Genomic DNA, 10,203 nt, shown 5'->3' with positions numbered 1-10,203 from the left:
AAAGCAAAACCATAGATGTGCTTCCTGCGGTTTAAAGTTCATCGATGAAGAACGGATTCATCTGCATCACATCGATGAAAATCACGCCAACTGGAAGAAAAAAAATCTGGAAGCAATTCATGAGAGTTGCCACGATTATAAACACATGAGCAAAGCGCAAGCTAAGAACATCGGAAGCTGGGTGCGATGAAAGTCGCACGCCCAGATTTAACTGAGAGGTGCGGGGAATAATATCCCCCATCGACTCAACCTGTCAAACCAATTGCGATCGCAGAACGTGATGATATGATCGCAGCATATTACAAACGCTTGACCAGTCCAGATTTAGAAATTCAATTAGCAGCAGCGCGTGCTTGGTCAATTTGGGAAGCTAGTACAAGTAGACTTTTTTTAGACCCAGAACTCATGCAAAAGTTTGGCGAGAGTGAATTTGCTTCAGCTTTCGCACGCATTGAATGCCATTACTTTATGAATAAGGGATTTCTTGAAACAGAAGATCAATTACTTCTAAATGTACACCGCATCCGCCATATTCCGGCTGTAATTGTTCAGGGGCGCTATGATGTAGTCTGCCCGATGATATCAGCTTGGGAATTACATCAGGCTTGGCCAGAAGCCGAGTTTATTGTGGTTCCTGATGCAGGACATTCGATGAGTGAACCAGGAATTCGTAGTACTTTGATTGAAGCAACAGATAATATCGAGTGGCGTTGACCAAATAATTATTAATTCATAATTCATAATTCATAAATTTTAAAATGGGTACAGAGCCACCCACTGAATTTTTAAATCAGTGGTCAAAAAGACAGTGGAGCATTTCTTGCTCCCACTGATTTAAATTATGAATTATTAATTATGAATTAGTTTAATGTACTCAATTATACTTATTTAAGAGTATATATATATATCTGACTAGGATCTTGAAATGCACAAAAGTGAGATTTGACCTGAAAAAAACCTTTCAGGATTCGTTTGAGTGAACTAAACTTAACCCACCTAATAGCTGTAGTCACTTCTACCCACTGCCGTTTTCTTTTACTTACTTCTGGATAATCTTCACTGAGCATCTCGACTGGTAACAAATACATCTTAACTCGGTAAGTTTTACCTCCTTTACGGTACTTGTAAGTGCCAAGTTCATTAGCGTCTACCTGCCCAATCACCCCTGCTTCTTCCCACGCCTCTTTGGCTGCTGAAGCCGGCGGACTCATCCCATTAGGAATATCCCCTTTCGGAATTACCCAGTGTTGAAAGTTACGGGTTGTGATTAGCAAGATTTCAACTTTGCCATTGTTCACTCTATAAGGAATTACCCCAGATTGTTTAAACACTTTGCTCACTTTTCGACCCATGTAATTTGTATCCTTTAGTGTCTAACTTTTTTGTACAATGTTTATTTCAGAAAGTCTAGAGCTGATACCGGATAAATTTTGGTTAAACTTAGGTTATGAAAAGGTTAAAAATATTTTTTTAGCCATAAGAGTTAATTATTGAAAGTTTTGATTGCTGAAGTAGGGTCGCACATTATGTACCCCTACCGTGCGTTGCCATAAGACGCGTAGTAGTGATTCAGGGCTACTCTACGAGAATATCTGCAAACCCTATAAATATAAAATCAACCTGTGTAAAAAGTGTACTCCTGATGGCTGATTTACAAATGCAGCACTATTCAAAACATCAGATATTTTGGCTTAATCCTAGAATATATAGCAATCCTAAATGAGATTGTGAAATTAGTCGTGGAGGCAGGCAATAGGGAATAGGCAATAGGCAAGGGGAAAGAAGGCTTCCTAGTTGCACTGAGTTTTTTCAGAAATCAAATACTAGTCCTATATGTGCCACCAATGTAACTAACTTGACTTTTTCAGATTTTGGTAAATATACAGCGAAGATATTGTATTTAAATCTACTTCTTTACCCTCATTTTCATGTTCATTAGTATTTTTAAACAGTACTGTAAATGCACCAGCCCCTAACCTACCTTGAGGAAACATCCGATAACAAGGCATTGTAGTTAAATGCGACTGATATTTGGCTAAATCACCAATTTCTATTGCCTTAAAATAGGGAAAGCGTTCCAAAAACCATTCACAAACTTGCTCATTTTCTTCGGGTGAATATGTACAAGTCATATAAGCTAGATAGCCTTGTGGTGAAACAAGTTTAGCAGAGTTAGCTATAATGCGCTTTTGCCGATTGGCACTCTTATTAATAGCGGTTGGGTGAAAACATCCGGGTGCTTTTTCACCTTTAGCAAGTAAAGATTGTCCAGTACAAGGAGCATCTACTATTACTAGATTGCTAGAGCAGGAAAACATTTCGGCAAATATACTCGAATCTCTATTAACCACTGCACTAGGGCTAATTTGGCAACGCTTCAAGTTAGAAATTAACATCCCTAAACGTTTACCAATGACTTCATTACTGATGAGTAAATCAGGTTGTAAAGCTTGCCAAGCAAAGATACTTTTACCTCCTGGCGCAGCACACATATCAAAAACTAAACTTACTGGTTTAGGAATAGCTAACAAAGTAGTAGCTGCAAATACCGAAGAAAAATCTAAACAATAGAAATATCCTTGTTGATGTAAGGGATGCTGACCGGGTTTTTCTCCCAGGTATAAACGGTCAGTAAATTGTGGTTGCCAATAGGTTGGTGTTTCTACTGCCAAAGACGAGTTTTCTGGCTTTTCTTTACACCAAACAATGCTGGGTAAAAAAGGCTGAGGATTCATTAAAGCCTCGATAAACTTTTCTTGCTCATCTAAATTAGTGAACAAACGCCGCGAGACTTTAAGTAATAAATTAGAAGGTTTTTCCATATTAATTACGAATTACGAATTACGAATTACGAATTATCTTGTATCAGAATCAAAATCAAACTGTTACACGAGAACAATGTAATTAAGGCTTTTGGCTTCATACTCAAAATATAATGACCGCCATTCAGAACGCAATGGCTAAACTACCCCACTGCACCGGAGAAGGTCATGTTCTTAGATAATTTTCCGCAAAAGTTACGCAAAGAAGCACAACTATGGAGGGATGAAGGATTAATTAGTTCTTCGCTGTATGAGCAAATAGCAGAACGTTATCAATTTAAAAACCTGGAAGCTACTGCACGCGATCGCAATCAAGCGATCGCAATTGGTGTAGGCGGCATACTTTTATGCTTAGGCATAATTACCTTTGTAGCAGGAAACTGGCAGGGAGGATCGCGAGAAGTCAGATTTATTCTGCTGATGAGTTTGTTTTTTGCGATCGCTATTACTGGATTTTACAATTGGAGACCACCTGAAGGGAAGAAACCGCAAAAAAGCAAACGCTTACTGGGAGAAGGGTTACTCATTTTAAGTGCCTTCATTTTCGGTGCAAATTTACTGCTGATGGCTCAGATGTTCAATATTGCCGGTTCAGCTTCCCAACTGTTTCTCGCCTGGGGGTTGGGTGTTGTGGTGATGGCATTCAGTTTGTCCTTAAATTCTTTAGGAATTCTGTCAATTGCCCTCGTGGAAATCGGCTATTGGACTGGACTAGAAGACTTGTGGTACGCTTCAAGTGAGTTAACTTGGTCGCGGTTAGTGGTGCAGCATATGCCTTTATTGGCATGGCTGGTATTTGTCCCCTTAGCCTACTTCTGCCGATCGCGTTGGATTTTTGGTCTAGCAGCCTTTGTCTTTGCTAGTTCTTTACAAGCCAACCTTAATCCACTGCCACTGCTGAATTATGCTGATATGGCCCCTTGGGTTGCATCTTTTGCTTTTACACTCCCACCTGCATTATTCTGGAGTTATGATGACCTGCTGTTTCCAACCATAAATTATAGGTTGTTTCAATCTCTAGCCCGTAATTTAGCGTTGATAAGCTTTGGCATTGTCTTTTATGTTCTGTCTTTTCGTTGGGTCTGGGAATCTCCAGATTATGCTTATAATCAGCCAACCAATTTGACAAACTTGTTCGAGTCACTGCCGATCATCGATTTGGGGATTCTCAGCGGCTTGGCGGTATTGCAATGGTTGTTTCTACTGCGTCAAAGAAATAACCCCCCGCGCCGTGAAGTGATTTTCACTACTGCTGTCATTGGTACCTTTCTTGCCTTTATTGCCATAGTACCTTTTTGGCATCAAACTATCAGCCGAGTTGATGAACTGGGTGTTTTTATTTTCAATGTACTTCTAGCAACATTAGCCTGGGGACTAATTCAAGAAGGATTGAAATTAAACAGCAGAAGTTCCTTTTGGGGCGGTATGTTGTTAGTAACACTGCAAATTATCAGTCGGGTGCAAGAGTACGATACCGATTTACTTTTCAAATCCCTAGTTTTTGTCTTGTGCGGTTCTGCTTTAATTAGCGCTGGACTTTGGTTTGAACGTCGCCTACCTGGTGGTTCTAGCTCTGCAAGTAAAAAATAGTGCAAATTTTAGATTTTGAATTTTAAATTTTGGATTGAATAAAAAATCTAAAATCTAAAATCCAAAATTCTGAAATCTCTGTGCATCAAAGTTTTTAAAGTTTCTCTGCGTCAGTCCTAATCTCTTTACTTTTGACCTCCTCAATCCCTCTGCTTTTTAGGACTACGCTCATGTCTAATAGTTCTTCTGAATCTAAAAATAAAACCTTGTCTCCCGAAGCCGAATTTTCTAGTAAGGTAACTTTTCGGGATTACTTGATTGCCACTGAACAAAAATCGAATAAGCCCTTACCTTTTTGGCGGTTACTAGCTCCCCTGGCGCTGCAAACAGGTTTAATTATGGCAGTACCAGCCCAAGCTCTTTATACAGATGTGACAGGTAAGACGGTGATTTTGCAAACTGTACCTGTAGAGCCTAATAATGTACTACAAGGTAACACCTTAGAGCTAGATTACAATATATCTCGTACCGCAAATTTGAGTAGACTACCTGGTTGGCAAACATTAGTCAGCAAAGGTCGTGGAAGTGGCAGAAGATTGCCTGAAGGAACCAACATTTACGTGATTTTGCAAGAGCAAATATCCTCTGGTCGCGGTGTTCCTAGAGCTTGGAGAGCATTGCGAGTGACTAGCGAACGTCCCAGTTCTCTAAGAGCCAATCAGGTGGCTTTAAGAGGTGTTTATCAGGATGGTTCAGTCAACTATGGCTTAGAAACATATTACATCCCAGAAAACCAACGGCAGCAGATTAGGAACGATTTGCAAGCCCAACGCGCTCGTAGAGGACAAGTACCGCCTATTGTAGTGAAGGCGAAAGTAGATCCACAGGGTAAGGCAGTCCCAGTTAGTATGTGGGTGCGCGATCGCAACTATCGCTTTTAAGCTGTTAGGCAAAGAGTGTAAACATGCAAGGTTTATCTCCAAAGTTCTGAGCGTTGACTTTCGACGCTCAGAATTTTCTAATCCGCAACTTGGGTGATTACGCGAACGGTGAGAACAAAATATAAAGACTAGAGGAGCAGGGGAGGGGGAGAGTTCAATGTGCCTTGTTCTTTCCCCTCTGCCCCTCTGCCCCTCTGCTCCATCAAACGCCTGAAGCTTGTGAGAAATACGGGATAGGTATCCAAGGGGGCACTATTGTCGATGTCTTGATTAAGGGTGGATTGGGAGCCGACACATGCAATCAATCTTAGACATCTTATTCAGCGATGTAAGAAGGCCCATTACGTTAATATGGCGGGTGCGATCGCAGCCATAGGCTTTTAATAGTATATTTTTAAACTTATTGAGCCAGAACATTTCCTTAAAAAAGTCACTTCCCAAAGCGCTGCGTAAGCGTACCCCTCCGGGGAAGCAAGCTACGCGTAGCGTCTCGTAGAGAAGCTCATCGTAGACATCGCTGGACTGGTCAAGCACCCTTGAAACGGATAATATATATCATTCCCGTTCTACTTCCAGCCTTCTACTCGCCATTGACTCAAAGTCCATGACTGAAAATTTCCCTAAACCCATTGCAACAACCGCCCCTTTACCTGCAAATGAAGTAGAACGTTTAGAAGCACTGCGGCAATACAATATTCTCGACACCCCAGCGGAAGTTGCCTTTGATCGCATCACCTCCTTGGCAGCACGCTTATTTAATATGCCGACTGCGCTGGTTTCTTTGGTCGATGAATCGAGAGGCTGGTTTAAATCTGCTTATGGTCTTGATATGCGGGAAGTACAGAGAGATGAGAGTATTTGCAGCTTGGCGCTATTATCTGATGAAGTTTTAGTCATCCCCGACACTAGGCAAGACAAACGCCTCGTCTGTAATCCATTTGTACAAAATGAACCGGGTCTGCGATTCTATGCTAGCGCACCATTGCTGACCCAAGATGGCTTCAATTTAGGTTCTCTTTGTTTGTTAGATACACAACCGCGTGATGCCTTAACTGATGAGCAAAAAGCCATTCTGAAGGATCTTGCCGCAATGGTAATAGATGAACTAGAGCTACGACTGGCAGCGCGTAAAATTGCTCAAATCGATGCAGCATTATTAGAAGTGACTCAGGGGGTTTCTGTTGTCACGGGCGAAGAATTTTTCTCTGCTTTGGTGCAACATTTGAACAAAGTGCTGGGAGTTGATTACACCTATATTGGACTAGTGAACGGAGATAACCAGGAAGCAATCCAGACGAACGCCGCCTGTGCTAAGGGGCAAATCATCGACAACTTTGCATACCTGCTGCGTGATACCCCCTGCCAAGAAGTATTCCAGAAAAGAAAATTGTGCTGCTATCCCCATCGAGTCCAAGCCTTGTTTCCTAACGCACCTCTTTTAGAACCTCTGAAGGTAGAAAGCTATATAGCGGTTCCATTTTTTGATACAACGGGCGTGCCTCTTGGACTACTGGGGGTGATGGATGGCAAGGCTTTGACAAATGTTCAGCTTGCAGAATCACTATTAACTATCTTTGCCCTACAGATTGCCACCGAACTGGAGCGACAGAAAACAGAAGCAACACGGCAACAAACCCAGTACGAGTTGAAGCGTTTAGTTGAACAACGAACGGCTGAATTATCTCAAGCCAACGAATTACTCCAGTTGGAAATTGCGGAGCGCCAGCTTGCCGAAGCAGCTTTGGAAAAAGAACAGGAGTTACTCAGAGTCCTACTTGATAATGTGCAGGCAGGAATTGTTGCCTGTAATGCCGAAGGGGTTTTAACCCTATTTAATCGAGCAGCGCGAGAATTTCATGGTTTGCCGGAGCAACCACTGCCACCCGATCAGTGGGCAGAGTACTATGACCTGTATTTGCCTGATGGCAAAACGCGGATGCCTAAAAACGAGATCCCGCTATTTCAAGCGTTACAGGGACAGACAGTCGAGAATGTTGAAATGGTGATTGCGCCCAAGCAGAGAAGGGCAAAGACGCTGCTTGCTAGTGGACAAGCGATCGCTGATAGCCAAGGCAAAAAACAGGGGGCAGTCGTCGTGATGCATGACATCACCGAACGCAAACTTGCCGAAGCCGAATTACTGATTTCTGATGTTGCCTTGCAGCAAATGCCCGATGCCATTTTATTAACAGATTTGGAGGGTAAGATTCAACGCTGGCTGGGCAATGCCGAGCAAATTTTTGGCTATACTGCCGCAGAGGCGATCGGCAGACCCGTTAACTTTCTCCATCACCCGGATATTAAACCGATGATGACGGCCCAAATCATTCAGTCTATTCAGACAACAGGAGAGTTTTGTGATGAAATTCCCTGTCTACGAAAAGATGGTTCGCTAGTCTCGATTGAGACAACAGCCAAAACCGTGTATGACAAAGCCGGGAATCCCATCTTTTTGATTGGTATCAACAGGGACATTACCGACCGCAAACAGGCAGAAGCGGAACGCGCCCAATTGATGCGGCAGCAAATTCAAGAGCAAACAGCGCGTTTAGAAGCAGAAGCCGACCAGCGGCGATCAGCATTTCTGGCAGAATTTAGCACAGCCCTGGCAGCCTCCCTTGACTATGAACAAACCTTGAACAGCGTTGCCAATTTAGTAGTGCCGTTTTTTGCAGACTGGTGTGCGATCGATCTGCTGCGAGAGAATCAATTCATTCATCGGGTTGCTGTTGCTCACCGCGATGCAAAGAAAGTGGAATTGGGCTGGAAAATTCATCAGCAATATCCCAGACAAATCGACGCAATGGAGGGAGTAGCCAAGGTGCTGCGAACTGGGAAAACCGAAATGGCTGCTGAAATTCCAGATGCGGCATTGGTAACGGTGGCTCAAGACGCACAACATCTGCGAATCTTGCGCGAACTGGGCTTAAAGTCTGGCATTATCTCGCCATTGATTGCCCGTGGACAAATTTTAGGGGCAATTTCCTTTGTCACGGCTGAATCCGATCGCCGTTATGATGAGGCAGACATGGCGTTGGCAGAAGACATCGCCCATCGAGCCGCGATCGCCATTGATAATGCCCGTCTCTACCGGGAAGCACAGCAGTCTGCGGAGCGCATTAACCGGCTTCAATCTGTGACGGCTGCTTTTTCCGAATCACTAACTCCCCTCCAGGTGGCAGATGTAATTGTAGATCAAGGGATTGCGGCTCTGAGTGCGAACTTTGCTCTTGTTGCCTTAGTAAATGAGACTGGCACTGAACTGGAAGTCATTCGAGCCGTGGGCTGTGAACCAGACCAAATGAATGGTTGGCAGCGGTTTTCTCTTAACGATCCTGTGCCTCTAGCAGAAGCCGTGCGAACCGGGCAGCCTATTTGGGCAGAACCATCAAAAACACGAGCAATTCGCTATCCACACCTAACTGAACAGTATGAGCGTTACGATTTTAATGCCTGGATTTCCATTCCCCTGATGATTGAAGGTCGAGCAGTTGGAGGCATGTCCTTTGGTTTCATTGAGCTGCAACAGTTGGATGGGGAGCAGCAAGCGTTTATCTTATCGCTGGCACAACAATGTGCCCAGGCGATCGCCCGTACCCGGCTCTATGAAGCAGAACAAACAGCAAGAAATGCAGCAGAAGCTGCCAACCGGGTTAAAGATGAATTTTTGGCAGTATTATCCCATGAATTGCGAACGCCGCTTAATCCGATTTTGGGTTGGTCGAAATTGCTTCGTGGTAGACAATTAGATGCCGCAAAAACAGATTATGCCTTAGAAACAATTGAGCGCAACGCCAAATTGCAAACCCAACTGATTGAGGATCTTTTAGATGTCTCACGCATTTTGCAAGGCAAGCTCAGTCTCAACAAGGTTTCCGTTAACCTAACATCGACAATTCAATCGGCACTTGAAACCGTGCGGTTAGCAGCAGAAGCCAAATCGATTCAAATTCAAACTATGCTTGACCCGACAATTGGGCAAGTGTTAGGAGATTGTACCCATCTTCAGCAAGTCATTTGGAATCTGCTTTCCAATGCGGTCAAATTCACTCCCGAAAATGGACAAGTCAATATTAGTTTAGAGCGGGTTGGTTCGCAAGCTCAAATCCAAGTCAGCGACACTGGCAAAGGCATTCATCCAAATTTTCTCCCCCATGTGTTTGAATATTTCCGTCAAGCAGATAGCACAACCACCCGCAAGTTTGGCGGATTAGGATTAGGGTTGGCAATTGTCCGTCATCTGGTTGAACTACATGGAGGAACCGTGCAAGCAGATAGTCCAGGAGAAGGGCAGGGCGCTACATTTACAGTCAAATTGCCATTGATGAAGGCGGCTCAAACAAAACAGGAAAATGAAAGCATTCCCTCGCCACCGAATCCTGATACCGCTCCCCTTACAGATACACAGATTTTGCTTGTCGATGACGATGCAGATACGCGGGATTTGATTGCGTTTATCTTAGAGCATAGCGGTGCGATCGTCACTTCTGTCTCCAGGGCAACTGAAGCACTGCAAGTCTTTAGGCAAACAAAATTTGATTTATTGATCAGTGACATTGGAATGCCTGAGATGGATGGCTATATGCTGATCCAACAAATCCGAACAATGCCAGCAGAGCTTGGTGGTAAAGTCAGGGCAATTGCCCTCTCGGCTTATGCTGGAGAAATTAATCAGCACAAAGCACTTGCGGCTGGGTTCCAACAGCACATATCTAAACCTGTAGACCCAGAGAAATTGGTAAAAGCAATTATCACCTTTATTGGAAAATAGCGATCGTTAAGGAAGTTTAAGTTGATTGCGTGAAAAAACTCCATACAACTCAAAAAGCCTTCTTGACCAAGCCCCGTTGGGGCGGGGTGTGGGGTGTAGGGTGTGGGGTGGTGCGACTCGTTTGCGGTGAATTCATAAC

General features: G+C 43.6%; 6 protein-coding genes and 1 pseudogene. 5 read left to right on the top strand and 2 right to left on the bottom strand.

Translation table 11 applies throughout. The features are described from left to right. Together VB740_RS15020 and VB740_RS15015 are read left to right on the top strand one after the other, a co-directional pair. On the top strand, positions 1 to 190 hold a 190-nt coding region (locus tag VB740_RS15020; protein ID WP_323200785.1), incomplete at its 5' end, for an HNH endonuclease. Between the two features lie 62 nt (positions 191 to 252). Then, positions 253 to 714 (top strand): annotated as a pseudogene (locus VB740_RS15015) (alpha/beta fold hydrolase); the annotation flags it as partial. A 170-nt stretch (positions 715 to 884) separates the two neighbouring features. Here VB740_RS15015 and VB740_RS15010 read toward each other — a convergent pair. Both VB740_RS15010 and VB740_RS15005 read right to left on the bottom strand, forming a co-directional pair. Further along, positions 885 to 1,352: an NUDIX hydrolase gene (locus VB740_RS15010; RefSeq protein ID WP_323200784.1), complete on the bottom strand. Its 468-nt coding sequence runs from the start codon at positions 1,350 to 1,352 to the stop codon at positions 885 to 887. A gap of 498 nt (positions 1,353 to 1,850) precedes the next feature. Next, a complete protein-coding gene (locus tag VB740_RS15005) occupies positions 1,851 to 2,822 on the bottom strand; it encodes an RsmB/NOP family class I SAM-dependent RNA methyltransferase (RefSeq protein ID WP_323200783.1) in 972 nt (323 codons plus the stop codon). Positions 2,823 to 2,990: 168 nt separating this feature from the next. Here VB740_RS15005 and VB740_RS15000 point away from each other — a divergent pair, with 168 nt between their 5' ends. The 3 genes from VB740_RS15000 (at position 2,991) to VB740_RS14990 (ending at position 10,064) form a co-directional block, all read left to right on the top strand. Further along, positions 2,991 to 4,412 carry a DUF2157 domain-containing protein gene (locus VB740_RS15000; protein WP_323200782.1) on the top strand — a complete coding sequence of 474 codons (1,422 nt, stop codon included), beginning with the start codon at positions 2,991 to 2,993 and terminating at the stop codon, positions 4,410 to 4,412. A gap of 170 nt (positions 4,413 to 4,582) precedes the next feature. Further along, the gene (locus tag VB740_RS14995) at positions 4,583 to 5,293 is read left to right on the top strand and encodes a GDYXXLXY domain-containing protein (RefSeq protein WP_323200781.1); all 711 of its coding nucleotides are present in this window, start codon (positions 4,583 to 4,585) and stop codon (positions 5,291 to 5,293) included. 604 nt (positions 5,294 to 5,897) lie between these two features. Next, positions 5,898 to 10,064 carry a GAF domain-containing protein gene (locus VB740_RS14990; protein WP_323200780.1) on the top strand — a complete coding sequence of 1,389 codons (4,167 nt, stop codon included), beginning with the start codon at positions 5,898 to 5,900 and terminating at the stop codon, positions 10,062 to 10,064. Positions 10,065 to 10,203: the final 139 nt, after the last annotated feature.

Source organism: Nostoc sp. UHCC 0251 (assembly GCF_034932245.1).
GTDB lineage: Bacteria > Cyanobacteriota > Cyanobacteriia > Cyanobacteriales > Nostocaceae > Nostoc.
The sequence above is the reverse complement of the archived record's forward strand: the minus strand, read 5'-3'. Positions and strand labels throughout refer to the sequence as shown.

Bases quoted from the DNA above. Each gene is read 5' to 3' on its own strand.
- VB740_RS15010 (WP_323200784.1), bottom strand. From the start codon at position 1,352: ATGGGTCGAAAAGTGAGCAAAGTGTTTAAACAATCTGGGGTAATTCCT.
- VB740_RS14995 (WP_323200781.1), top strand. From the start codon at position 4,583: ATGTCTAATAGTTCTTCTGAATCTAAAAATAAAACCTTGTCTCCCGAA.
- VB740_RS14990 (WP_323200780.1), top strand. From the start codon at position 5,898: ATGACTGAAAATTTCCCTAAACCCATTGCAACAACCGCCCCTTTACCT.
- VB740_RS15000 (WP_323200782.1), top strand. From the start codon at position 2,991: ATGTTCTTAGATAATTTTCCGCAAAAGTTACGCAAAGAAGCACAACTA.
- VB740_RS15005 (WP_323200783.1), bottom strand. From the start codon at position 2,822: ATGGAAAAACCTTCTAATTTATTACTTAAAGTCTCGCGGCGTTTGTTC.